The 24,748-nt window shown below is 45.4% G+C and carries 18 protein-coding genes; 5 read left to right on the top strand and 13 right to left on the bottom strand.

Annotation, left to right across the window (positions count from 1 at the left end):
* Positions 1 to 4: 4 nt before the first annotated feature.
* The 10 genes from HRE53_RS25220 to wecC all read right to left on the bottom strand — a co-directional run bounded on the left by HRE53_RS25220 (position 5) and on the right by wecC (position 14,260).
* Positions 5 to 2,245 (bottom strand): heparinase II/III family protein, encoded by a 2,241-nt coding sequence (locus tag HRE53_RS25220; protein ID WP_235108415.1) that lies wholly within the window; start codon positions 2,243 to 2,245, stop codon positions 5 to 7.
* 58 nt (positions 2,246 to 2,303) lie between these two features.
* Entirely contained in the window at positions 2,304 to 3,098 is a 795-nt protein-coding gene (locus HRE53_RS25215; RefSeq protein WP_235108414.1) for a transglutaminase-like domain-containing protein, read from the bottom strand.
* A gap of 64 nt (positions 3,099 to 3,162) precedes the next feature.
* Entirely contained in the window at positions 3,163 to 4,776 is a 1,614-nt protein-coding gene (locus HRE53_RS25210) for a glycosyltransferase family 4 protein (protein ID WP_235108413.1), read from the bottom strand.
* A 97-nt stretch (positions 4,777 to 4,873) separates the two neighbouring features.
* Positions 4,874 to 5,710, bottom strand: a complete 837-nt coding sequence (locus HRE53_RS25205) for a bifunctional 2-polyprenyl-6-hydroxyphenol methylase/3-demethylubiquinol 3-O-methyltransferase UbiG (protein WP_235108412.1) — start codon at positions 5,708 to 5,710, stop codon at positions 4,874 to 4,876.
* Between the two features lie 11 nt (positions 5,711 to 5,721).
* Positions 5,722 to 6,597, bottom strand: coding sequence for a class I SAM-dependent methyltransferase (locus HRE53_RS25200; protein ID WP_235108411.1), 876 nt, complete (start codon positions 6,595 to 6,597; stop codon positions 5,722 to 5,724).
* Between the two features lie 122 nt (positions 6,598 to 6,719).
* Positions 6,720 to 7,400 carry a hypothetical protein gene (locus HRE53_RS25195; protein ID WP_235108410.1) on the bottom strand — a complete coding sequence of 227 codons (681 nt, stop codon included), beginning with the start codon at positions 7,398 to 7,400 and terminating at the stop codon, positions 6,720 to 6,722.
* Between the two features lie 278 nt (positions 7,401 to 7,678).
* Complete coding sequence (locus tag HRE53_RS25190) at positions 7,679 to 8,992, bottom strand: flippase (protein WP_235108409.1); 1,314 nt, start codon at positions 8,990 to 8,992, stop codon at positions 7,679 to 7,681.
* Positions 8,989 to 10,887, bottom strand: coding sequence for an asparagine synthase (glutamine-hydrolyzing) (gene asnB / locus HRE53_RS25185; protein ID WP_235108408.1), 1,899 nt, complete (start codon positions 10,885 to 10,887; stop codon positions 8,989 to 8,991). The genes HRE53_RS25190 and asnB overlap by 4 nt, the downstream gene beginning before the upstream one ends.
* 2 nt (positions 10,888 to 10,889) lie before the next feature.
* A complete protein-coding gene (locus HRE53_RS25180; RefSeq protein WP_235108407.1) occupies positions 10,890 to 13,040 on the bottom strand; it encodes a bi-domain-containing oxidoreductase in 2,151 nt (716 codons plus the stop codon).
* The gene (gene wecC, locus HRE53_RS25175; RefSeq protein ID WP_304518407.1) at positions 13,037 to 14,260 is read right to left on the bottom strand and encodes a UDP-N-acetyl-D-mannosamine dehydrogenase; all 1,224 of its coding nucleotides are present in this window, start codon (positions 14,258 to 14,260) and stop codon (positions 13,037 to 13,039) included. Before wecC ends, HRE53_RS25180 begins: the two co-directional genes overlap by 4 nt.
* Before the next feature lie 489 nt (positions 14,261 to 14,749).
* On the opposite strand from wecC, the gene HRE53_RS25170 reads away from it, so the two are divergent.
* Positions 14,750 to 15,094 carry a carbon dioxide-concentrating mechanism protein CcmK gene (locus HRE53_RS25170; protein WP_212665786.1) on the top strand — a complete coding sequence of 115 codons (345 nt, stop codon included), beginning with the start codon at positions 14,750 to 14,752 and terminating at the stop codon, positions 15,092 to 15,094.
* An 86-nt stretch (positions 15,095 to 15,180) separates the two neighbouring features.
* Positions 15,181 to 16,755, top strand: coding sequence for a bifunctional phosphoribosylaminoimidazolecarboxamide formyltransferase/IMP cyclohydrolase (gene purH, locus HRE53_RS25165; protein ID WP_235108405.1), 1,575 nt, complete (start codon positions 15,181 to 15,183; stop codon positions 16,753 to 16,755).
* 12 nt (positions 16,756 to 16,767) lie between these two features.
* On the opposite strand, the gene HRE53_RS25160 is transcribed toward purH, so the two are convergent.
* Positions 16,768 to 18,144 carry a cytochrome P450 gene (locus HRE53_RS25160; protein WP_235108404.1) on the bottom strand — a complete coding sequence of 459 codons (1,377 nt, stop codon included), beginning with the start codon at positions 18,142 to 18,144 and terminating at the stop codon, positions 16,768 to 16,770.
* 146 nt (positions 18,145 to 18,290) lie between these two features.
* On the opposite strand from HRE53_RS25160, the gene HRE53_RS25155 reads away from it, so the two are divergent.
* A complete protein-coding gene (locus HRE53_RS25155) occupies positions 18,291 to 19,211 on the top strand; it encodes a DUF4434 domain-containing protein (RefSeq protein ID WP_235108403.1) in 921 nt (306 codons plus the stop codon).
* A gap of 144 nt (positions 19,212 to 19,355) precedes the next feature.
* Positions 19,356 to 20,300, top strand: coding sequence for an endonuclease/exonuclease/phosphatase family protein (locus HRE53_RS25150; RefSeq protein WP_235108402.1), 945 nt, complete (start codon positions 19,356 to 19,358; stop codon positions 20,298 to 20,300).
* A gap of 14 nt (positions 20,301 to 20,314) precedes the next feature.
* Here HRE53_RS25150 and HRE53_RS25145 read toward each other — a convergent pair whose 3' ends face one another.
* The gene (locus tag HRE53_RS25145; protein WP_235108401.1) at positions 20,315 to 21,688 is read right to left on the bottom strand and encodes a serine/threonine-protein kinase; all 1,374 of its coding nucleotides are present in this window, start codon (positions 21,686 to 21,688) and stop codon (positions 20,315 to 20,317) included.
* A gap of 110 nt (positions 21,689 to 21,798) precedes the next feature.
* Positions 21,799 to 22,677, bottom strand: a complete 879-nt coding sequence (locus HRE53_RS25140) for a DUF72 domain-containing protein (protein ID WP_235108400.1) — start codon at positions 22,675 to 22,677, stop codon at positions 21,799 to 21,801.
* A gap of 85 nt (positions 22,678 to 22,762) precedes the next feature.
* On the opposite strand from HRE53_RS25140, the gene HRE53_RS25135 reads away from it, so the two are divergent.
* Positions 22,763 to 24,691 (top strand): ABC-F family ATP-binding cassette domain-containing protein, encoded by a 1,929-nt coding sequence (locus tag HRE53_RS25135; protein ID WP_235108399.1) that lies wholly within the window; start codon positions 22,763 to 22,765, stop codon positions 24,689 to 24,691.
* Positions 24,692 to 24,748 lie beyond the last annotated feature (57 nt).

Genomic DNA, 24,748 nt, shown 5'->3' with positions numbered 1-24,748 from the left:
TTCCTTATGTCAGATACTTTACCCGACCATAACCGTTTGAGAATGGCTGGACTTGATAGGTCGCGGGATCTCCACCAAAATCGAACACGCTAACTTGCTGAGCTTCTAATGTCACGATGCGATGTATAGGTTGTGAAAAACCATAGTGTCTGCCCACAAATCCATCGATGGAAAAGTAGAGGCAGGTGGCTTCGGCCTGATCCTTGAGACTAAATAGACCAAGAGCACCAGGAAGCCAATCATTTTGTTCTTGATATAAATGTTGTGGGGTGAAATGGGACTGAGTTGATCGATACAAATTGCGCTGTTCTGGCAAAGGGGTATATAAATAAGTGCCTGGATCACAGATCAGAGTTTGACCGTCGATTTCCAGTTCAAGACTCAGTTGATCGTTATGGGCATGGCCCCCGTTACCATTTTGACCATTGCTACCACAGCGAATGGCTAGATAAATTCGGGAATTCTTATATAGATACAATCCAAAGTTAGGGTATGCAAAAATCCGTAGAGGATCATCAGTACTCAAAAAGGGCTGGCATCTAAAGTGAGATACGAATGGTTCACCTTGAGATTGTTTTAATTCAGTCAGCCAGCTATTCAGTGTGCGATCGCATCCTACACTAACGTTCAAAGCTTCAGGTATGGCCTTTTGTCGATCAGAATGATAGGAGGGAATGTTGCAGTTAGTAGACCAGGCTCGTAAAAGTTGCATTTCTGGATCGGCTGTTTCACTGTGATCTCTATCCCGTAAATCTGGACGTTCCAGTAATACTCCAATGTTGCGGGTCAGATGTCGATGATCTAGCAACACTTCATCCCAATAGATGACCTCTGAAGCGTGGCCATCATATCCTTGCAGATTCTGATACGTTGCCACAGCTTCTGCCACTGTCAGTTGGCGATAGGTAGGCCACAACTTCAAAAATCGACCACTATCGTTATCGCCAAACTGAGGGATGTAAGAGTTAGGTTTGATAATCTCATGGGTGAACTCTCCAGCCTTTTCTAAACGTTCCCACAACCAGTCAGGGAGTAGATGGGGGTTTTCAATATCATACGCTTGCTCAGAATAAGGGTGCAATGCTGGTTCCCAATCTGGGGCAGGTACATAATCGACCAACGCCTGTCGTTTTTTATTTGGTAGTGAACAACACAAAGCTGCGCAGTAGAGAACTATTTCGGCTGACAGCCGGTGGTAGCTAGTAGAGGCTTCGAAGTTGCTGCCATCGGAGTGGAATTGCAGGGCCACTTCAGCAATGAATTCTTGAACCGCAAAGGCTAACCAGCTATCACACTCTCCAGACCGGGGTAGATAAGCAGCAACAAAGAGTAAGCCAGCAATATCCGATAAATAGTGATTACTACGTAGGTTAGGATTCCATTCCAGATTATGGATGATATGAACACCATGGTCATAGACTGATTGCTTGAATATCGCCTCGAACTCAGAATCCCAAGTCATCCCATGGCTAAGGAATAAGTCATAGGCTACTAGCCAGTTAACAATCCGAATGCCAACATCCATTGTGCAGCGCCAGTTCACTCCAAATCGAGGTGGATTGGTAGCGATGAAGTCAAGGATTTGATTGTGAAACTCCTGCGAATAGACATGAGGAGGAAACCATTGAATCTTGGATTTGGAGTCTGTTTGGGTTGCACCAGCGTAGGCCCACGCCAACATCGGTAAATGCTGCATACGCCCCAGTTCCCAGGGAACCTTAATATCAACCCCAGGTTGATGGGCATATTGAACATCTAAATACCAAGTGGTCTCACTCCAGCGATATCCCGACTTAAAGTCAAGATGCCAGTCAATAGGCTGATACCCAGTATCCACTAACTTCCAGACCGCTTGAGCAGTGGCAATATTGGCGTGATTGATGCGCTGAGCTAACCATCGTCCTTGGAGATCTGGAGTAATGGATGCCCCCATACTATAGAGATGACCTGCTAAACCACGACACTTCAGCCCATGCTTAACAGTTATCCAACCAGACCCCAATAAGTCAAAGGTATGCTCACAGTAAAGTTGACTTAAAGCTGCAATAGTACTGGCCTCATCTTGTGACAGTTTCAAGTCAAACGGAGGCAAGTAAGTTAGCAGATCTACATCCATGCTGACTGAGACAGGGCTATAGGTACTGCGATTTAGATCTAGCCATCGCCGATATCTATCTGCAAAATACGCTTGGGTCCATTGATTAGCCAAACTGACAGACTTCTTGATCAGTTTGCCAGGGGGCATCGAGCGTACTTTTTGAATGTAATAGCTTATCTTTGAAACATTCATAGATTGGGCAATATCACACAATAAAATACTGAAGAAATAGATAACCCCATAATGCACTACTCATTAGCATCACAAGGATTGGTTGGATTACGACTACTCCAATGTAGAGATTCTGGTGAAATTTGAGATGGTAATTGCGATCGCATGTTGGTTGCTGGCAGTAAGAAATTGGCCCCAACCAAAATCTCCAAGGGGGCAGTTTTGTCAAGCTGGGCAGTTGTAATGCATTCATCACAAACACATTATTAAACAGCGGTAACCAATGGATATAGTAGTTATCTAGCTGAGCTGGGTAGGCACCTGAACCATAGGTGATGGGGCGAATATGATGGCCATTACCGTTCTGCAAGGCTTGATGAATATCCTGTGCCCCCACCAGTTGATCGTTCTGTTCAAAACTCACCATAAACGTTGGATCAAAAATAATCCATCGATCATCACAGCGCACCTCAACCGTCGTATGACTGTCATAGGGGTCAAATATATTACGTTTGAGAATAACTAATCTGGCCTTGATGTGATTGAGACATAAGGCATGGAAGTAAAGTGCAGCCATCCCGAAACAACATAGGCCACCATTCTGTTTGGCGTGGTGATAGAGGACTTCAACATTGCCGTGAGGATCAGGCTCTATTTTGGTCACAAAATTATTTACTGTGTGAAGGAGTTGGAGATGATCCTGATTTTTAAACTCTGGTATGGATAACTCAGCAGGAAGCGTAGAGCGTTTTGTCCAGACCGTGTTGAGATTATCAATGGTTATAAGTCGCTGCAGAGCATCATAGCGTCGGAGTAGACGTAACCCCATGATGTTAAAGGCAACACGCATAAAATTTCGACCATCTAGACATCCCCCTACCAACGCTTCACCTCTATGCACACTGAGCCTTTAGTTTCTCAATGATTCTGTGTGTGTGTTCTTTCCAGGTATGGTGCTCAATTGCGACTTGGCGGGCTGCATAGCCTAATCTTTGACAGCGATCTGGCGCTTCAATCAAAGCTCGTAAACCTTGCACAAGGGCATCAATGTCGCCGGGTTTGACCAAATGGGCCGTTTGATCATGGGTTAGGACTTCGCCAATTTGATCAAGATCTGAAGCGACAATCCCTTTACCCATTGCCATATACTCAAACAGTTTGGTTGGCGAACCAAAGAATGGGGTACCATCGCTATTTGGGACGTGAGGAGAGGCCAAAATATCACAAGCTGCTAAATGGGCTGGCCCTTCAGCTTGGGGTACTAGACCAGTGAGAATACAGGAATCATGAATGCTGTATTGATCTATATTTTGCTGAACCTCGGGCATCGTCACACCATCACCGATCATCATCAGTCGGATACGATCTCGATATTTGGGAAAGTCCTGCAATAACTTCCCGTAGGCGGAGGCTAGCACCTCTGCACCATGCCACTTACCAAAGGTGCCGATGAAACCAATCACCACTTTATCTTCAAGACTGTAGCGTGCTCTCACCAAATCTCCAGAGATATTGGGTGAGTAGCGATCCGGGTCTACCCCATTGGGGTTCACGAGTATCTTTTCTGCAGGAATTCCTCGTGCTACAAGTTCAGTCTGCATGGGTTGACTGACAACGACAATCACTTGGGCTGCGTGCAGATTCAGCAGCTCAATCTGTTCTGAAAGAGACTCATACTTAAGAGGGGTACCCCAGTTTCGATTAATCCAAATTTCAGAGCCGTTATATTCCAATACAAAGGGAACCTGATACTGCTGCGCCAATTTAACGCCACAGAAGTTATTGAGGCTATAGCGCTGGTAGATAAATGAAGGAATACGGTCCCCAATGACTTTTCGTCCTTGTGGCTCAAAGGAATCGTTAAAGGCAAACATTGGAACTTCACTGAGGCTCCAGAACCCATCGGCCGACGGCAATATACAGTGGGTTTCTAGATCTTCTCGCACAGTTGGGATGCGATCAGTTGTCAGAAAAAGGGGTTTGGGGAAAAACTGATCTAAGTTATTAAGTACCCCTGCAATATGACCGACAGATCCACCAGAGGTTAGGCCAAAGCACAGATCTGTACGCAGGTATATTGGTGAAGCCTTTGTGCTGAGAGCAGGGGGGGAAGGAAGTGTAGCCAGATTGTTACGAAGCTGATGAATTTCTTGTTCAATACGCTGTAAGAAACGACTTTTCAGTCGATAGTCCTGAGCCATCCGCCCTAGAAGCTCGGAGAACGCATAGAGACTTAAAGATTTGACCTGGCCTTGTTCATCTTCAATCCAGCAGCGCCCCCGACTAAGAAGACGTAACAGCAGCGCTCCCATGAATGGACGCGGCAGCAAATCTAAATGGTGAGTAATGATATTTGCTTCTTGATAGCGCCAGAGATGTTGCCAAATAGTTCCTTGACGGATCCACTCTTTAAATCCACCCGTTGTAATGAGTCGAGAGCCATTAGCTCCCTGACCAATATCAGTTCTCAATGCATCTCGAAGGATCGTAATCCGAGTAGCAGTCATATATCAATCTTAGATAATTCAACAGGAATTTTAAGGCTGCAATTGCCGTAAACAGGGGCTTATAGAGATTCGACTTCTCCCAAATGACTTGAGACTGCTATAACTTAGTGGTGGTAATAGCTGGTGGAACGCTAGCCTTCTCATCTTTATAGAAAGCGGATGCATCTGATGCATTTATAGGTAAACGACAAACAACATAAAAACCTGAAGCCATCCTTGGCCATAGCTTACCCAGCCAACAGTTAAGAGCCATCACCAACGGAATACCGGTAAACAGAAAATCACTAGAAGGACCAGCCATAAGAACCGATCCTCTATAGTTACATAACTCAAATCCAGATTTAACCAGGAGTTCCTTAATTGAATCTAAAGTAAACCGCTGGACATGAGGTGAACTTGCTAGAGAAGATGGTGTCGTATCAACACAGTCACGACCAAAAATTTTGAGTTTGAGACGTTCATAATGCAAAATCAACTTATTCCAGTAGAATAGATGCCGTAATCCTCCGTGATTCCACAACCAATGTTCAACTTCAAACCAGCCATATCCATTTGGTACTGTAACTAAAAATAGTCCTCCTGGTTTAAGCTTCTGACGAACATCTTTAAGAACTTCACTAAGATCTGAATCTGGGATATGCTCAAGCACTTCAGACGCAATAATAGAATCAAATTGTCCTTCCAGTTGTGAAAGCGAACAATTTTTCAGCGCCTTTGGATTTAAGTCCTGCTCTTCCAATAATGCTTGGCCATACTGGATGCTATCGAGATCAAGATCTACCCCAACTATGCTGTAGCCCTTCAAAAGGAGGGACTTAGTTATCATGTAGCCTGTACCACAGCCTAGCTCAACAATACGACTGGCTTGGCTTTCCTGTAAATTTCGTTGCAACCAATTCAGGCGGCTTAAATGACCGTATATATTTTCCTTCATCACAAATAAAGCTACTTTTCAGCTTGAACAACAACATACCAGCCGAACCAATTACCCAAAAAGTTCAATATTTTTTTAGGTAAGGTTGGATTACGCCAAAAGCCTGAGAGAAAAGCAATATCAATAGGCAGTAAATGCCTGACATAACTGAATGTGGAAGAAAAGTCGGCAAACAATGACTCAAACTCTTTTCGCGAATAAAGCTTTACCACAATATTTTCATTATCATTTGGATATTCAATGAGACTTAGCTGCTCTTGAAGACTTCGGGTTTCATAACCGCGACAGATTAAAAATTTATAGAAATAAGTTGTCCACCAAAAGAAAACTGAATTCTTATGATAAACAGTTATATAGCACTTCCCGCCAGGCTTCAAAACGCGAAAAATCTCAGAAATAATGGTTGATGTATTTGGCGAGTGATGAATCACTCCAAAAGAGTAAACAAAGTCAAATTCACCGTCTTCATAGGGTAATATCTCGGCGTCACCTGTCAACAATTTTGATTCAAGATTATTAATCTCAAGTCGCAAACTTGTTGCTTCATAATTCTTAGGTGTTAAATCAATACCATACATTACACCACCTTTTCTTGCCATTGAAAGATGGTCTGTTCCCATTCCATAACCTATCTCAAGAACTTTTTTACTCTCCAGATCAAGGGAATCAATATCCTTTTTTAACCACGGATGAGTAGAGTATCGATGGCGCTCAATTTCATTAAAGTAGCTCTTACTAAAGACATCTTTATCTGAATAATTAGAACCACAAGGATCCTCTGACCAATGCCCCTGGGTCTCATGCTTATAGTGTTCTGAGCTATGTGCTTCAAAGGAAACAGTATCTACTTCTAGCAGTCTTTTAAGCTGGCTTTTGCTTTTAGGCATAAGTGAAACATCCAATGCATTCTAGAATTTAAGAAATGACAAAAACTGAGTGCTGTTATAAGCAGATACTAAGCCAGGGAAGATATCAGAAAAAGTATTGCTTATTGTAGAAAATTTTTTTCCTAAAAAACAATTTCATTTTTGTCTATATCTAACAATTGCAGTTCATTTAAATCAGCTACAGCACAAGCATAGACTGATTCTGTAATATGTTGTACATCATGTAACCATCGAGAATTAGTGGCAAAACGACGAAGGATAGTCCCATCCTGGTGGATATAAATAATAGCTCCCATCGTGCTATCAGCAAAATAAATTTCTCCGCAGTCATTTACACGCCCACCATGACAACCAACAAAACCACTACAAATTTCATTGAAGCTATCGTTACTTAGGTCGAATTGGCCTAATGCACCTTGAATCAAAGTCGTGACAACTATTTTATTATCATCCACAGGATAAGCAGAATTGATATGCGTAGTTTGGAAGTCATTGTTGATATAGTGACTTTTTAAATTCATATTTGAAGTAAGAGTATAGTTTCTTCCATATAGTTCAGCAGGCAATCTTAAGACTTTTGAAACAACAGAATTCTCTAGGTCAACTACTAATACTGAGTCTGGTGCAGATGCTGAAACAATAGCAAAATTCTCATTTTTTTTTGAAGGATATAGTGTATGGATGCCTGCAAAATATGGATGGTCAATACGCTTATCAACCCTTATTTCATGCTTGTTGACTTTACCGCGTGGCCAGTTCTTTTGACCTATAATCCAGATTTCAATAGAGTCTTCATAAGCCACTAATAACTTGGACTTATTTACAAAAGAAACATGCTGAATTTTTTCTTTGCAATCAATGCTACCTAGACAATTGATTTCTAAGTCTTTTGAATTAGATTTTGAAATAAGGAAAAAAGCTTACAGCACCAATATAATCCTTGCTTTGGGGAGGTAATTCTTCAAAAGGCGGCAGATTAGATAATCGTTTAGGATCTGAATAACGTTTTGACAAACTATTGATCGAACAATAATTTAGATCTGTTTTTCGACTAGAATGGGTCAAGCTTAAAATTCCAATTTCAGACATACTGCCTTTTCCTGTCTCTATAAAATGTTGTCATGGTAACTAAAGCAACCACTAGTATGGACAGGCTTGATGATATTGCTGCTCCACTAATTCCCATTGAAGGTATCAAGAAAATGTTCAGCACAATATTTGTCAATGATGCTGCCAGCCATGCATAAATTATCTCTATGCGATAGCCATCACTGGCAAGCAATTTTCGAAAAACACTTTCAATACTCCAAACAAGAATGCCCGGCAACAACCAAAGCAATGGTTGTGCTGCTAAAGTGTATGATCTCCCGTAAAGAATAGTAATAAGTGGATAAGCTGATATTGCAGTGAAAGATATGATGAATACCATCAATAATGAAAGTGGTTGACAAACTTTCTTTAGAAGTCTGTATCTTTCTTTCCAGTCTTCTATAGAACAGAGCTTCGGGAATATAATATTCCCAACAGTAGTAGGAATTAAGTAAACAAGGTTTGAGATGGCAACTGCAACTGAATATAAGCCTGCTTGTTCTGCCCCTAACCATTGATTGATCATAAGCAAATCAACTTTGAGGACTAGAAAAGCTAGAAACGTTGAAGTATAGGCTTTGATTCCATAAATTAGGTTCTCCTTAAACAAATCAAAAGAAGGCTGAAGAGCACTATTCATCTGAGGTCGAAGATTTATGAATAGCCATGTTAATGTGATGCATGACGCTAAAATACTGGCGCCTAGCAAAATATCTACTGTGATCTGTTGGCTGATAATTACTATTAATACAAAACCAATACTTATTAAGGTGCTCCCCACTTCAATTTGATTGAAGGTGCGAATCTTCTGCATCCCAACCAAGATATTAAGGCAAAGCATATAAGCTAGCCCCAGAGGTATAGCCATTAACGCCAAAGTTAAAGTTGTGCCATGAACTGGAGCAATCTCAGGCGCCATCCGAAATATAAATCCGAGCACCAAAGCACCTAAAGTCCCTATTCCTAGACTAATAACAAGGCTATTGGCAAGCACGTTCGGTAGGCGTGTCGGATCTTTTGAGACTGTATAAGTGTTGGCAGTGGGGAGTCCTAAGTTACCAAACTGTATACCCATTGCAGTCACTGCAGTAGCAACGGCCAGTATCCCTCGCCCTTCTGGAGCAAGAATTCGGGCAAGAATAATAGAATTCACAAAACCTAGACCCATTAGCAAAACTCGAACCACAAATGTGGCTGAGATTTTCTGAAATAGGTCTGAAGCTAGAGTACGCTTTGCCACTTGCTTTAGATTGAGGTGCGGCAAAGGGAGAAGTCGCTCAATTAATAAGTTGATAGTCTGTTTCACTGGATATACTCTCGCCACCACAGAGCAAAGTTAAGCAAATACCAGACTTGAGGTCCGCAGCCTTGATCCATTAAGCTACTTACCCCTGCAGGATCTAGAAAATCGGTTGTCTCACAAAAGGTTGTCAGTTCTTCGCGTGTGCGATCGCCCAGTCTTCCAAAGAACCACTCATAAACCGGAACTCCAAAGCCTTGTTTCTTGCGATCAATCAATTCATCAGGAATAAGTCCCCGCACCGATTTCTTAAGAATGTGCTTGAGTGTGCCATCACGAGTTTTAACCGCACTAGGAATACTCATCGCTAGCTCAATAAACTTGTGATCGAGGAAAGGCACCCGACCCTCCAAACTCACTCCCATGCTCATCTTGTCCACTCGCATCAGCAATAGCTCAGGCAAGCGTAAGTTGAGATCGATATAACTCATCCAGTTCAGCGGCGATTTTTCCCAAGCCTTCTCCTCAAAACGTTGATAGATGGGCTGCAACGCGTCCCAGGAAGTCAAATGGTTATATTTACTCCGTAAGCGAGAAGATAGCAACAGTTGCTTTTGCTGCTCAGTAAAGGCTTCTGCTCCCCCCCAAAAGATCGGCTGACCTACAGCTCCTCGCCGCAGCTTTTCGTAGCGAAAATCTTGATCTTTACCTAGCCAGCGTAGCCCCGCTAAACCTAAGTGCTTGAGAGAGCGAGGGATTGGCAAGTTGTCATATTGCTGGAGCTGTAATGCTGTTTTCCAGGTTGAGTAGCCCCAGAACAGTTCATCAGAGCCTTCTCCAACTTGGCAGACTACTGCGCCGTTCTCTCGGGCTAACTTTGATACATAATAGACGGGCACACATACCGGATCTGCAATCGGTTCATCTTGAAGCCGAACCATTTGCGGCAAAAAATCTAATAAGTCATCAATATTGAGTAATTTCTCGTGGTAGTCGGCTCCTACCGTATCAGCCATTTGTTTGGCGTAATGCAGCTCGTTTTGGTAGCTTTGATACTCACCCTCATAGCCAATGGAAAAAGTTTTAACTGGCTTGCCATTCCCTTCTGAGAACAACGCAGCATTGGCGCTTGAATCAATCCCTCCAGACAGAAATACGCCTACAGGCACATCACTGACTTTCCGTAATTGCACCGCAGTTCTTAACTCTGCCAATAACTGCTCAGCAATCTCAGCATCAGATGCTTGGGTTAATGGCTCCGTGTGCTCCCACACATCCCAATAACGATGTTCTTTAATCTCACCGTCTTCCCGGATTCTCAGCCAGGTTCCACCCGGCAGTTTTTTGATCCCATCAAATAACGTGTGCGGCGCAGGAGTGGTAAGAAACGATAGATAGTGATAGAAGGCTTCTTCGTTAACGGCTCGATGCTGATCTGGGTCCTGCAGCAAGGCTTTAATTTCAGAGGCAAACGTGATTCGACCGTGGTGGATGCTGTAGTAGAGAGGCTTAATACCAACGCGATCGCGAATTAGCCACAGTTCTCGGTTACGGTTATCCCACAAAGCAATGGCAAACATACCTCGAAACTTATCAATGCAGTCAATGCCCCACTCTTCAAAGGCATGGACAATAACCTCTGTATCGGAATGATCGGTTTGCCACCGATGCCCACCCAATTGCTCTAGCTCAGCTCGGATTTCGGCATGATTGTAGATCTCACCGTTGAACACCAACTGAATTGCGCCATCTTCATTCCCCATTGGCTGGGTTGCTGCCGTCGATAGATCGATAATGGAAAGCCGCCGATGCCCTAAGCCAATCTTGCCGTCTTCAGAAATCCAGAGACCTGCACCATCAGGGCCACGATGTACCATCACATCACGCATCTGAGTTAGCCCATCAGCCTGAACTCTAAAGGAACTCTGTTCAAATACTAGGGTGCCAACAATGCCACACATATTTACACTTCACCCAATTGAGTTGCGACTTGCAAAGCAATATCAGTTGCCTGTAGCTGTTGCCAAAGGGGGATAGGCCACTCACTGCCCTGTTTGAGAGCCTGAGCAAATGCCTGGACTTCGGCTTGATGGCCTTTATCTACTAGCTTGGTTTCCAAACCTTTTGTTTTGGCTCCAAATACCTGGAGAGACTGATAGTCCTCCATGACTAACACTTTCCCATCGACATAGACCTCCAGATTCTCTTTTGGATAATCTCGGGACCCCAAAGCTGTATAAGTGAGGGTCGCCACTGAACCATCTTCAAAGGTCAGAGTTGCAACAAAGTTATCGCTGCCGCTGTAGTGTGCTGTCTGCGGACTGATCGCCTGTGCCTGTACCTGAGTGACCTTACTGCCGGTGAGGTATGTGAACAAATCGTAGATATGACAGGCTTCACCGCGATTGCGTCCCCCTCCAGATTCAGTATGCACCCAGGAATCTAAAGGAATGTATCCCGCGTTTATGCGGTAATTCAGCAGCATCGGGTTGCTTCGATTGGCGACCAATGCCTGGAGACGTTGGGCATGGGGTGAGAAGCGACGATTAAAGCCAGTCAACAGCATAGGCTTTGCTGTACCGTTAGTCTCCTCGGCATAGAAAGCTCGGATGCCATCTAATTCAGTTGCGGTCAACGCTAATGGCTTTTCTACAAATACGTGCTTCCCAGCTTGAAGTGCAACTAATGTCATCCCCGCGTGCAGATCGTGGCGGGTACAAATCAATACCGCATCCACGTCAGAGTCTTGAAGCACCTCTTGGTAGTCAGTGGTGGAATAGTTGCTACCAAATTGCCGAGCGGTTGCGATCGCATTATGCCCCGTCCGGCTCACCACTGCCTGCAAATGATATAAGTCTGACATTGCTTGCAAATTAGGCAAATGCATTCCCTTTGCAAAGCTACCCGCCCCTACAATCGCAACTCGAATCTGACCTGCGGTGGCGGGCATCGGTAGCGGATTTGGTATTGTCCGAACGGGCTGAGTCGCTGGGTCAGACTGTGGGTAGGACAGTAAAACAATGAGCGGCTTTTCTGCGCTCTCACGAATTGCGTTATAGGCAGTCGTGGCCTCAGTGACAGGGTAAGTCGCGCTGACCAAAGGTTCGATTTTGAGGTGGCCTTCAGCAATTAGGCGTAAGTATTCGCCCATATTGCGATTTTCAGTCCAGCGTACATAGGCAACCGGATATTCAAACCCTTCTTCTTCATAACGCTGGTCGTAGCGCCCCGGACCATAGGACGTTGAAATAAAGAAGTCCAACTCTTTCTTATAGAAATCAGCCCGATTTAAATGGAGGCCCACATCGCCCACTAAAACGACACGTCCCTTTTTTCGACACATTTGAAACGCGGTAGACATCACTGCATCTGAGGGGGTTGCAGCCGTAATGATGACCCCATCTGCGCCCAGTCCTTCAGTAAATCGAGCCACCTGTTCAATATTGTGACCATCATCAGGATGCAAACCAATATCCATGCCTAAAGCGCTGGCACGCTCAATCCGTTGGCGATCTAAATCGGTACCAATGATCCGGCAGCCATTTGCCCGGAGTAATTGAGCCGTCAACTGACCCAGAACTCCCAATCCCAAAACAACAAAGGTCTCCCCTAGTGTTGGCTGGGCACGTCGGACTCCCTGTAGTGCGATCGCCCCTAAGGTAACCGTACTTGCCAACGAAAAATCTACGCTATCTGGGAGGGGTACAGTTAGGTTGCGAGGTACGCGGATAATCTCTGCATGGTGGGCGCATTGTGCACCTGCACAGGCAACGCGATCGCCCATTTGTAAATCATCAATATTCGACCCTACGGCAATCACAGTGCCTGTCGCCGAATAGCCCGTGGGTTCACCACTTTCTAACTTGCCCTGCACGATACTAGAGGTGCGACTAATACCTTGCTCTAGGGCCATGTCCACCACTTTTTTGATTTTTTCAGGGTGACGAATCGCTCGTTGCCAGAGAGGGACACTGCTCGTTTTAAGTCCACTCATTTCAGTACCTGTAGAAATACAAGAATGATGGACCTGTACAAGCACCGTATTGGCTTCCACAAGGGGAGCTGGCACATCTTCAACTACAGCCTGTCCTTGCTTAATTAGAACTTGCTTCATCGCCAAATCCCTCGCGTATCAATAACAATCTTTTCCTTGAGACTATCTTGATCGACCCCCTTAAATATTCGATGATCGACAAGGAGCACGATAATGTCAGATTTTTCTAAAGCCGTGACTAAATTGGTAAATTGCAGATTCGGCAATACCTCTAAGCTGGGTGGCAGGGTATCAAGGTGAGGTTCTACCACCAACAACTCTCCTATCTGGTTTTGGCTGAGTTCCTGCACGATGGAGATCGCTGGACTTTCCCGCACATCATCGATATTGGCTTTGTAAGATAGTCCTAGGCAAGCAATAACTGGTGCTTTGAACCGATCCGCTTTTTCTTGAATTCTCTGAACTACATGGGATGGTTTTGAATCATTAACCTCTCGAGCCATGCGAATCAGTCGGGCCTGTTTAGGGGCTGATGCCACAATGAACCAGGGATCTACGGCAATACAATGACCTCCAACTCCTGGCCCTGGCTGCAAAATATCAACTCGTGGATGGCGATTTGCCAACTTAATCATTTCCCAGACGTTGATATTGAGGTGATCACATATGAATGACAGTTCATTAGCAAAGGCAATATTGACGTCCCGAAAAGAGTTTTCAGTTAGTTTGGCCAACTCAGCAGTATTGGCATCAGTACAGATAATCTCACCGCTTACAAACCGACTGTAAAACATGGCAGCTTGCTGTGTAGAAGCAGGATCAATACCACCGATAATTCGATCATTAGTGACTAATTCCTTGAGAATTTGCCCTGGTAGCACTCGTTCTGGACAATGGGCGATATGTAGTAGTGCTTCTCCCTCCCATAATTCAGGGCGAAGCTGTTTAAGCCATTGATAGATCTGCTCTGTGGTCCCTACCGGACTTGTAGATTCTAATATGACTAAATTCTGCGGTTGTAAGTATGGGGCAATAGCGTGCGTCGCTGCTTCAACATAGGAAATATCAGGAATATGGCTAGCTTGAAAGGGGGTTGGAACTGCGAGAATGAAAACATCAGATGGAGCAGGTTCAAGATCGACAACTAAATTTCCACTATTTACTGCAGATTTAACGAGAATATCTAACTCAGGCTCAACAATATGAACTTTACCACTCTGAATTGTATTGACAATCTGAGGATTGGAATCGACACCATGTACAGTTAGGCCTTTGCTTGCCAATAAACTGGCGGTGGGTAAACCAACATAACCCAGACCAATCACACAAACTTTATTCATCACTATGGCCTTTAGTCATTTTTAGATTTAGAGGCTATTTCAGACAGTTATAATTTTTAATGTCTACTAAGCCGCCCACACTCAACATACCCATCCACTACACCGGTTTTACAGATCTAGGCATCAAAGTTGCGAGGATGAATTATTGAGAATTTTTTTTACTGATATGGCTTTTAAAGCTTATGTGGCGAGTAGTTATCCTCATTGCAAACGTATATCCAAGTGGATTTATGATTTTAAGAGCCTCAGGTTGTTGCTCTCGAGATTTGAAATAACGATAACCGTATTTGTGTAAATCTGAAGATTTAATAAGATTGACTACAAAAATCAAGATTCTTGGGTTGAATTCTTTGTTAAGTCGATTGACTACAACGATACAGGCTATTGTCATTATGGTTCTATGGAGAACAGTAAAGTAGCAATTGCTGTTTCTACATTTATGTCTAGGATTGTTTGTATTGTGTATAGATGCGTTGTGGAGAATGACGAATGACGAATGGGGTTGTCTCTCAGCAGGCCGTTGGGGCATTAGAAACATCGGGTTTGCCAGGAAACCTCTCAATTGCTGATGCCATGATCAAGGCTGGCCGGGTCACTCTGGTGAGCTATATCAAGGCCGGTAGTGCCCGATTCGCCATTTGTTTTAGAGGCGATGTATCAGAAGTGAAGCGAGCCATGGACGCTGGGATTGCTGTGGTGGAGAACACCTATGGGGCAACATTACATACGTGGGTCATTATTCCTCGTCCTCATCCCAATGTGGAACAAGTTCTACCCATCGGCTACCCACCTGAAGTAGAAGAATATCGTCTGCAAGCAAATAAAGGGAAGTAGTTGCAGCTTTTTGCAGTAAATTTGTAATCTATTGAAGCTATCTCTTCAATATGCTGTGAACAATGTAGTGTTTTTAGAACTCGGTAATGACGCGTTTAGCTCTCTTAAGTACCTCGGATAAAACTGGTCTAGTGGAATTAGCACAGCAGTTGATCAATGGATATGGTTTTACCTTGGTTAGTAGTGGAGGGACAGCAGCAGCCTTAGAAAAAGCAGGGTTGCCAGTCACAAAGGTGTCTGACTACACTGGATCGCTGGAGATCTTGGGAGGGCGAGTCAAAACCCTCCATCCTCGAATCCATGGTGGGATTCTAGCTCGTCGCAGTTTAGAGTCGGATATACAGGATTTATCGGATAACAATATCCAAGGGATTGACTTGGTTGTTGTTAATCTCTATCCCTTTGAACAGACGATTGCCAAACAAAAGACTCAGAGCATCACTGATCCAGACCAAGCATTGGCAGATGCTGTTGAACAAATTGATATCGGCGGGCCGACGATGATTCGGGCTGCCGCTAAAAATCATGCCCATGTGACCGTGTTATGTGACCCCCAGCAGTATGAGTCTTATTTGCAAGAGCTGAAGCAAGGGAAAGGAGAGACGTCGCTGTCGTTTCGACAAGCCTGTGGACTCAAGGTGTTTGAGCGAATGGCGAGTTATGATTGTGCGATCGCAACCCACCTCCGCCAATCGATCGCCTCTTCCGATTCCCAAACCCAGCTCTCCATATTGGGTACAGCTAAACAAACTCTTCGCTATGGTGAAAATCCCCACCAAAATGCTGTTTGGTATCAAGAAAGCGATACGGTTTCGGGATGGGCAGCTGCTCGACAGCTCCAAGGGAAGGAACTCAGCTACAACAACCTGGTTGATTTAGAAGCAGCTCGACGGGTGATCGCCGAGTTTGCCCAGGCTGAAACCCAGCCCACGGTAGCAATCCTTAAACACAACAATCCTTGCGGGGTGGCCCAAGGAGAAACCCTGCTTCAAGCCTATGAAAAAGCTCTAGCCGCTGATTCAGTCTCAGCCTTTGGCGGTATCGTTGCCATGAATCGCCCCATTGATAGCGATACGGCCCAGGTGCTCACCAAAACCTTTTTGGAATGTATTGTTGCCCCTGAGTGTCAGCCCGACGCAGCAGCTGTACTTCAAGCTAAATCTAACTTGCGGGTATTAGTGCTACCAGATTTAATTAGTGGTCCTGCGGTTACGGTCAAAGCGATCGCAGGCGGTTGGCTTGCCCAAGCAGCCGATGAAACTTTAACCCCGCCTGTTGATTGGCAAATCGTCACCCAAGCAAAGCCCACTGAAGCTCAGTTAGCGGAACTGCTGTTTGCCTGGAAAGTGGTCAAACATGTCAAATCCAATGCCATTGTGGTGACCAAAGACCACACCACCCTGGGAGTGGGTGCAGGCCAAATGAACCGCGTCGGTTCCGTCAATATTGCTCTACAGCAAGCAGGAGACCAGGCTCAAGGCGGAACTCTAGCAAGCGATGGCTTCTTTCCCTTTGATGATTCAGTACGGACAGCTGCCGCTGCCGGAATCACGGCCATTATTCAACCCGGTGGCAGTATTCGGGATAAAGACTCTATCCAAGCAGCCAATGAATTGGGAATTGTGATGGCCTTTACAGGCACTCGCCATTTTCTCCATTAACGTATTCGGGGCTCAGACGGTTTGTAGTGATTTAGGCGATCTCAGTCCTTTTTTCTGCACCTGAACCGATTGTTTTTGTCCCAAAGTCACCCCTCGACGTCCGGGCTGAACGGGTTGTTTATTGAGTAAGCCAAAATCGCACTGGGTTAGCAGTGTTCCCAGAACAATTTTCATTTCGTACTGAGCCAATGCCGATCCGACACAGCGCCGCACCCCTCCTCCGAACGGCAAAAACTCGTATGGGGAAAACTTTCTTTCCAGAAAACGTTCAGGGCAAAACTGTTGGGGATTGGGGTACAAATCTTCTCTTTGATGAATGAGATAAATGCTGCCCATAAGTAACATGCCAGGCTCTAGCGAATAACCACACATTTCCATTGGTATCTCTACTCGACGAGGAAACGTCAGCATGGCAACGGGATGAATACGAAGGGTTTCGTTACAGACGGCTGTGAGATAAGGGAGTTTGAGAAATTCGGCGGGATCATCTGGATTATCAACGGCATCTAGTTCTGCCAGCAATTTGTTCTTTACCTCTGGCAAAGAATGAATCCAGTACATCGCCCAAGTCAAAGCTGTGGCCGTCGTTTCATGGCCTGCTACTAGCAGCCCCATCATCTCATCTCGTAGCTCTTGATCAGTGAGGCCATGACCCTCTTCATCCCGAGCAGCTAGCAGCATAGAAAGAATATCTACCCGATCAGGATCTGGATTAGCCCGTCGCTCTCTAATTTCCGCAAACAGCAGCTCATCCGTTTGGGCCGCAATCTTAAGCAGACGGCCTCCCGGACTCCATGCCCCATAGTCTTTTTGTAACCATGGCAAAAAGACTATGGCAGATGCCAAAGGAGACCCTGTCATATCCAAACGAATTCGAAGTAACTGCTCAAGCTGTTGGTAGCGCTCACCTTGATGCAGCCCAAAAACTGCCTGCAGGATGACCTGCATGGTGATTTTTTGCATGATTCCACGAATACTCTGTGACTCATGCAGAGGCCATTGTGCGATCAGATCGGTACTGATTTGCTGAATAATTGCCCCATAAACGTTAAGCCGCTCGCCATGAAAAGGCGGCAAAACCAGCTGTCTGCGGTTTCGATGTTGATTGCCGCTGAGCAACATCATGTTTTGTTTACCCACCAAGGGTTCCAGAAGTTTGTTAACTTCCCCCGGTGATGTAAACTCTTTCCCCGTATCGTGGGTGAGGAGATACTGAACCGCTTTGGGCTCGTTCACCATAATCAAGGGAGCAGTATTGTCCCAAAGAACGCAAGCTTCGAATATGTCACCATACCGTTTGAAATTCGTATTCATATAACCCACTGGATCGAAGATCCACTGAGTTGTTTGTAGGGGCATCGGTGTGCTGGGAGAAGGCAGTGTTTGCATATTTACTGATCACTTGCTTCTGGAGGTCTCTAGCTGCATTCTATCAAAGCTGAAATAAGGCGGTAGGCAAGAGAAAAAAGTTGATCTTGCAACTACTTCAGAGATTGAGCGTATAGTAATGAAGTTAAACAGCCAAGCAGAATAATATGAGAATTTCTGGCACTTTTTTGGATGAGATCACCCACGATATTCCATCCAATAATTGGGGGCGGGCAGAATGGGCCGAAGATTTTCGCATCATGAAATCTGTTGGCATTGATACTGTGATCATGATCCGGGCAGGAGTAGGTCGAACTGCGGTTTGTCCGTCCCAGGTGCTCTCAGAACAGGCCGATATCTTTCCTGTCTATGAAGATCTAGTGGAACTGTTTCTAGATCTAGCTGAAGAGAATGAGATGACCTTTTTCTTTGGGACCTATGATTCCGCCACAAGACCGTCTAGAGAGCGAACCTTAGATCAAGAAGTACAGATGGGCAAAGACTTTATCGATGAAGTCTGGCAGAAGTATGGACATCGGCAAGCGTTTAAAGGCTGGTATCTCACCTTTGAACTCGGCAAGATGGAGAAGCATCGGGTTGAATGTCTCAGACAGTTGGGGGCTCACTGCAAAGGGCTGTCGCCTCATTTACCCAATATGATTTCACCCTATTTGCATGGCAGTAAATTGGTAGACGATCCTATTTCTCTAGATCAACATTGCGAAGACTGGGACGAAATCCTAGGGGTGTTGGCAGGAGCCGTTGATATTGTGGCCTTCCAAGACGGGCAGGTGGATTATGATGATTTGCCTGATTTCCTACGAGCCAACCGTGAACTGATTGCTAAGCATAGGATGCAGGCTTGGTCTAATGTGGAAAGCTTTGATCGAGATGTGCCGTTTGATTTTCCTCCCCTAGATTGGCGGAAGCTGTGGTGGAAAATGGAGGCGGCAGAACAATCTGGCGTTGAAAAGCTAATTACCTTTGAGTTTGCCCATTTTATGAGTCCCAATTCTTGCTGGCCAGCGGCAAAGAATCTCTTTAATCGCTACTGCGATCACCTAAGAAAAAACGGTGAATTGGATTGAACACCGACTTCTGAGAACTTGGGGTAACTTTCAGCGTCAGGGGGACTTAGAGGGGATAAGACATGCGATCGCAACCCACAATTCACGTCAAACACTAATAGGAAATTTTCCCTCACCCCTACTGCACCCCAGTTTTTTATCTTTATGTATTTTCGGTTGATATCCAGTGCATTAATGCTCATCAGCGGGCTACAAGTACTGTTTTATTACAGTCCTGTAAAGTTCCGTTGGCCGCTAGCCCTCCTGGTTGAGCTGTGGCCCTACTGGAGTGTCATTCCTTGCTTAAGTTTTATCCTGGTCATCGCAATCCCTAAGCTGCGACAGCAATCGGCTCGTATCAGCATTGCCACACTAATCCTAATTTTGATTGTGGCTCCTGTTCTCAATTGGATCGGTCTTCCCCAACTGGGTTCCGCTCCTAACGGATTGCGGGTGATGGCCTACAACCTCTGGATTGATAACCCCAATACCGATGCGATCGCACAATCAATCCAGGTAGAAAATCCCGATATTTTATTCCTATCAGAAGTCAGCAAACCGACAATGGCCGAACTGCAATCTCGGTTGAGTTATCCTCATAAGTATCGAACAGGGGGCGGTAATAATGCGCTGTTTAGTCGATATCCTATCCTGGAAGCAACAACAACAGGCTTTGAAGTTAAAACCAAAGGCCGAACCTTTAGCCTGATGGCAAAGCTTCAGGTTGAGGGTGCCCCAGTGACAATCATTGGGATTCACCCACCTATACCCATCATTCCGAGATTTTTTCATATCCGTAATCGGCAACTGGATACCTTTGCCAAAGCCAGTCAATCGATAGAGGGAAAGCTGATCGTCTTAGGGGATTTTAATGCGACGCCTTGGTCTCCACATTTTCAGCGTTTTGAACGAATCAGCCAGCTTCAAAATGTAGGTCATCGTCAGTGGATTTGGGCAACGTGGTATTTCAATCAAACCCTGACCACCCGATATATCAAAATCCCTTTGGACCACATCGAAACGCGAGGTTATGCCGTTCTCAAAACTTGGACTGGGCAGACAGGAGGCTCTGATCACAAACCGATTGTTACTGTTCTAAAGCCGACCTGAACAATCATGAACTTCTAAGCACTCAGTTGAAAAAAATCTCGAAGCTCAGTCATTAACCACTCATTTTCTATGTCTTCAAGCTCCCTACCAAACTGATAAATATCTAAGCCAGCTCGTATCTGACAGAGTTTGGTCGTGTTATTTTCTTCCCAGGGTAATCGTTTAGTAATCAAAGTAACTTGATCGACATCAGCCGTATTTCCCGAAGTTTGATGTTTTATCCCCAACAAGGACCAACACAGCCTAAATTGAGTTCGATTGATTTCTAATTGAAACTGTGTGAGCCTGGTAATCACTTCAGCCAAAAATATCGCACCTGCGGCAATCAGAGGCAATCCACAACCAGAACAGAAGACCATTGCCGGAACATTAGAAATCACGTCTGGAGAGAATGGCAACCACATAATACTGACACCAAGGCCCATCATGCCGATACTGAGTAACGCTGTAAACAGGCTATTGGGGTCCAATTTAATCGTAGGGATATTGATGATCATGCGATTTCGACTGCGTTCCAACTTGACTTTGCTGCCTGCAGGTTGAAGAGCGATACCGCTTTTACAGTCTTCAATGTTTTTTTCACCCTTGAGAACAGCCAAAGCCTCTGCGGCAGACCCAAATCGATCCTCTGGCATGGGAGCCAGCATCATCTCTAACCAATTGGCAAAGGCCGTAGATACCTCAATTTCATCGCGAAAATCGATTTTAAAGTGATGCTCCGGTAAGGCTGTGGGAGGTCGTCCTGTCAGCAAAAATAACAGTGTCCCTGCCAACCCATATAAATCCGTCACCGAGGTTGCTTTGCCCCGAAACTGTTCCGGGGCCATATAGCCGTATGTGCCGACCACAGTGCTGCCATAGGTCTCTGAACCATGCTCGCTAACCTGGACAGCTCCAAAATCGACGAGAACAATTTGGTGATTATCTTGCCGAATCAAATTTCGAGGTTTGATATCTCGATGAATTACAGGGGAGGGCAGGCTATGCAGATAAGTCAGAATTTCCAACACCTGTTCAGCAATCTGCTTGGCTTCGTCTTCACTGGCACGCCAGCCATCGTGAACTAAATCAGCGAGGGAGGTGCTTTCAGCCAATTTTTGGGCAAGGTAGAATTGTCGATCTTCAGGTAAATCGACTTGAAAATAATCGAGGTAATGGGGAATAGCTGGGTGTTCTAACTGGGATAAAATTTGGGCTTCCCGTTCAAAGAGTTCTATCTTTTTCCAGTTATCCGCTTGACGTAAAGTCAGAACTTTTAAGGCTACCTGTTGATCGGTAAGCTGATCTTTGGCTCGATACGTAATACCACTTCCACCCTGTCCCAAAACGTCTAAAATCTCGTAACGTTGGGCAATGTGTTCACCGGACTGGTGAAGTAATAATTTCATTTTCTGCAGAGATTGATGATTCTTCTATTTTAACTCGCGAAAAAATAATCGCCTTTCAAGTGTCTGTTGAGCGGTGAATCTTAGTTGACTAACAACGACTGCAAGCTATTTCAAAACAAACTGAGCTGGGTTGAGGGAGGTGTGAGTTGATCCCAGGGTAACGGTGGAATATCGATCTGTTCCTGCAAAAGCTGTTGAAACAACTGAGCCGTTCTGGGGGACTGCTCTTCCAAAGGACAATGGACAAAGAAATAAGTATCAATCCCTTGTCGCAACCAAGTCTGCAGAATATTCACCCAATTTCCCAAAAACACATCATTTAATTCTTTTTGGGGATGACTGATATAGCGAACCACCGTAAAGGGTGCTGTCGTTGCAAGCTGTAGTGGCAGCTTCGGTTTACGGCGTTGAGAATGCACTTGTGGATCGTCCGGTCCTTGATAAATGGGGCGCGAGTCTAACAAGACTCTGCCAGCTTGGAGTGACGTCAACAAATTATTCAGTTTGTCAGCATGGGGCGGTTGAAACCATTGTGGATGTCGAACTTCTAAAGCTAAGGGTACATTAGACGAATTAATCTCAGTTAGGTACGTCGCTAAGTCCGGGAACTGTTGAGGACCATAACTGGGGGGCAGCTGGACGAAAAGCGGACCCAGTCGAGGACCTAAGCCTTGCATGAGCTGGATAAAATCAATCGCTTCATCAATATGGGGTTGTAATAGGCCCGCATGAGAGACGGTGCGGGGAAACTTGGGGCAAAATCGAAAGGATTCTGGAGTTTGCTCAGCCCAGCGACTAACCGTTTCTGGAGACGGTGTGGAGTAAAACGTAGCGTTGACTTCAACCGTCGTTAACCGTTCAGCATAAAGCTGTAGCAGCCGGCTGGAAGCACTGCCCTGGGGGTAAAAATCCCCCAGCCAACCCTTATAGGCCCAGATTGCACAACCTAAATAGAAATTGCCCTGGGGCTTGGATAATGTTGCAGTCATGGTTTCCCCCTACAATTGGAGTGTTTGCTTCCTTGAGACCCATTTCTCAAGAGGGAAATCTCCTTATTATCTCACCACAAATCAGATGAGCATTGTAACGCTACAGAGCATTCGCAAGGATTTTGGCATCAAGGAAATTCTGCGAGATGCGAGCTTTAGCATTGAACCCGATGACAAAATTGGTCTGATCGGTGTGAATGGCTCGGGCAAGTCCACAGTCCTGAAAATGATTGCCGGGATGGAATCCATTGATGGGGGCAAACGCCAAGTCAACTCGGGAGCAACTATTGTCTATCTGCCCCAACAGCCAGAACTAGACGATGAACTCACCGTCCTGGATCAGGTGTTTAACGACAGTAACGAGCAGATGCAGCTAGTCCGCACTTACGAGGACTTGTCCCACCAAATGTCTCAGGTGGAGGGGGCCGAACTAGAAAACCTGATGGCCAAGCTAGCCGGAATTTCCGCCCAAATGGAAACGACGGGGGCCTGGGAACTAGAAACCAAGGCCAAAATCATTTTGAGCAAATTGGGGATTACGGACTTTGAAGCGAGGGTTGGGGATCTTTCAGGCGGATATCGGAAGCGCATCGCCCTGGCAACTGCCCTACTTTCAGAACCTGACCTCCTACTGATGGATGAGCCCACCAACCATTTAGATGCAGAGTCGGTGGAATGGTTACAGAGCTATCTAAAGCGCTATCGAGGGGCGTTGCTGCTAATTACCCACGATCGCTACTTTTTGGATCAAGTCACCAATCGAATCCTGGAAATTGATCGGGGGGATTTGTATACCTTTTCAGGTAACTATTCCTATTACTTAGAAAAGAAAGCCTTGGCAGAAACGGCCACCGCCAAAAGCCAACGCAAACATCAGGGCATCTTACGGCGAGAGCTGGAATGGCTGAAACGGGGGCCAAAGGCCCGCAGTACCAAGCAGCAGGCTCGAATTGACCGGATCCATAATATGCAGGATCAAACATTCAAAGAGGCTCAGGGCAAAGTAGACATCGACACACCGGGTCGTCGGATTGGCAAAAAGGTGATTGAGCTGGCCCAAATTTCAAAAAGCTATGGTGATCGAACTTTAATTCAAGACTTTTCCTACGAGTTTAGCCCTGAAGACCGCATCGGCATTATTGGGGGCAATGGCACTGGCAAGTCCACCTTAATGAACATCATGACCGGGCGAGTTGAGCCAGATGCAGGCCAAGTTGAGATAGGTCGGACCATCCATATTGGCTACTTCGACCAACATTCAGATGATCTGGTTGCCGCGTCCAACCAGGATCAGCGAGTGATTGACTACGTCAAAGAAGTGGGAGAGTTTATCCAAACGGCAGATGGCAGCCAGATTTCGGCCTCCCAGATGCTCGAGCGATTCTTGTTCCCGGGCAACCAGCAGTATGCCCCTATTCACAAACTGTCTGGGGGAGAGAAACGACGGCTGTTTTTACTCCGGGTGCTGATGAGTGCCCCCAATGTACTGATTTTGGACGAGCCCACCAATGATTTGGATGTGCAGACCCTAGCCGTCCTAGAAGACTATTTGGAAAACTTTAATGGCTGTGTGGTGGTGGTTTCTCACGATCGCTATTTTCTCGACCGGACCGTCGACTACATTTTTGCTTTGGAGGATGCTCAAGTTCGCCGCTATCCCGGCAATTATTCCATATATCTGGATATCAGGCAGGCCGAGGCATCAAAAGCAGAACTCAACCAGCCAGCAAAAGTCAAGGAGGCAGAAGTCACTCCAGAAGCACCTGTAAACGAGCCTCAAGACTCTGCTCGGTCTCGTCGTCTGTCGAATTATGAACGACGCGAGTTTGCCAATTTGGAAGATAAGATCCCGGAATTGGAAACGAAGAAAGCCAAATTAGAGACAACTCTATACGGCTCACCCCCTAATGATCTTTCTGAAGTACAGCAGCTCTCTGATCAACTCGCCACCCTGGAAGCAGAGATTGAGACCGCTACAGAGCGGTGGATGGAGTTAGCTGAATTAGAATCGTGAGATTCAGGTATTTTTATTTACCCATCGAGAAATTTTTTTCCAAACTTGACAGCGCTC

Source organism: Acaryochloris sp. 'Moss Beach', assembly GCF_021497025.1.
GTDB classification, from domain to species: Bacteria; Cyanobacteriota; Cyanobacteriia; order Thermosynechococcales; family Thermosynechococcaceae; genus Acaryochloris; species Acaryochloris marina_A.
This window is presented reverse-complemented; position numbering and strand designations above follow the sequence as displayed.

Excerpts from the sequence above, each read along its gene's own strand:
- HRE53_RS25180 (WP_235108407.1), bottom strand. The coding sequence starts at position 13,040 with ATGAAGCAAGTTCTAATTAAGCAAGGACAGGCTGTAGTTGAAGATGTG.
- HRE53_RS25155 (WP_235108403.1), top strand. The coding sequence starts at position 18,291 with ATGAGAATTTCTGGCACTTTTTTGGATGAGATCACCCACGATATTCCA.
- HRE53_RS25220 (WP_235108415.1), bottom strand. The coding sequence starts at position 2,245 with ATGCCCCCTGGCAAACTGATCAAGAAGTCTGTCAGTTTGGCTAATCAA.
- HRE53_RS25200 (WP_235108411.1), bottom strand. The coding sequence starts at position 6,597 with ATGCCTAAAAGCAAAAGCCAGCTTAAAAGACTGCTAGAAGTAGATACT.
- HRE53_RS25140 (WP_235108400.1), bottom strand. The coding sequence starts at position 22,677 with ATGACTGCAACATTATCCAAGCCCCAGGGCAATTTCTATTTAGGTTGT.
- HRE53_RS25210 (WP_235108413.1), bottom strand. The coding sequence starts at position 4,776 with ATGACTGCTACTCGGATTACGATCCTTCGAGATGCATTGAGAACTGAT.
- HRE53_RS25150 (WP_235108402.1), top strand. The coding sequence starts at position 19,356 with ATGTATTTTCGGTTGATATCCAGTGCATTAATGCTCATCAGCGGGCTA.
- HRE53_RS25135 (WP_235108399.1), top strand. The coding sequence starts at position 22,763 with ATGAGCATTGTAACGCTACAGAGCATTCGCAAGGATTTTGGCATCAAG.
- HRE53_RS25170 (WP_212665786.1), top strand. The coding sequence starts at position 14,750 with ATGACGAATGGGGTTGTCTCTCAGCAGGCCGTTGGGGCATTAGAAACA.
- HRE53_RS25160 (WP_235108404.1), bottom strand. The coding sequence starts at position 18,144 with ATGCAAACACTGCCTTCTCCCAGCACACCGATGCCCCTACAAACAACT.
- wecC (WP_304518407.1), bottom strand. The coding sequence starts at position 14,260 with ATGAATAAAGTTTGTGTGATTGGTCTGGGTTATGTTGGTTTACCCACC.
- purH (WP_235108405.1), top strand. The coding sequence starts at position 15,181 with ATGACGCGTTTAGCTCTCTTAAGTACCTCGGATAAAACTGGTCTAGTG.
- HRE53_RS25205 (WP_235108412.1), bottom strand. The coding sequence starts at position 5,710 with ATGAAGGAAAATATATACGGTCATTTAAGCCGCCTGAATTGGTTGCAA.
- HRE53_RS25145 (WP_235108401.1), bottom strand. The coding sequence starts at position 21,688 with ATGAAATTATTACTTCACCAGTCCGGTGAACACATTGCCCAACGTTAC.
- asnB (WP_235108408.1), bottom strand. The coding sequence starts at position 10,887 with ATGTGTGGCATTGTTGGCACCCTAGTATTTGAACAGAGTTCCTTTAGA.
- HRE53_RS25215 (WP_235108414.1), bottom strand. The coding sequence starts at position 3,098 with ATGGGGTTACGTCTACTCCGACGCTATGATGCTCTGCAGCGACTTATA.